The sequence below is a fragment of the Streptomyces sp. NRRL WC-3626 genome, assembly GCF_000718785.1.
In the GTDB taxonomy this organism is placed as follows: Bacteria; Actinomycetota; Actinomycetes; order Streptomycetales; family Streptomycetaceae; genus Streptomyces; species Streptomyces edwardsiae.
On sequence record NZ_JOCA01000071.1, the window covers coordinates 1 to 307 of the forward strand.

General features: G+C 66.1%; 1 protein-coding gene. It reads left to right on the forward strand.

Annotated elements, in window-relative coordinates; all coding sequences use genetic code 11:
- A partial coding sequence (locus IF28_RS0135865; protein WP_030229653.1) for a porin PorA family protein occupies nucleotides 1-307 on the forward strand: 307 nt, incomplete at both ends.

Below are 307 nucleotides of genomic sequence, written 5' to 3' on the forward strand. Positions count from 1 at the left end.
GGTCTCCGCCATCCCCGAGCGCTACATCTTCGACGCCCACACCCAGGCCCCCGTCAACGCCACCGGCGAGATGGTCGACGGCGACCCGGTCCGCCGCGAGGGCATCGAGTACAAGTGGCCCTTCCTCACCGAGAAACGGGACTACGCCTACTTCGACGCCCAGACCCGCACCACCGCCCCCATCCACTACAAGGGCACCCGCACCTTCCGCGGCCTGGAGGTCTACTACTTCGAGCAGACCATCCCCTGGACCAAGGTCCCGATGTCGAAGAAGATGCCCATCCAGGGCGTCACCGCCGAACAGATC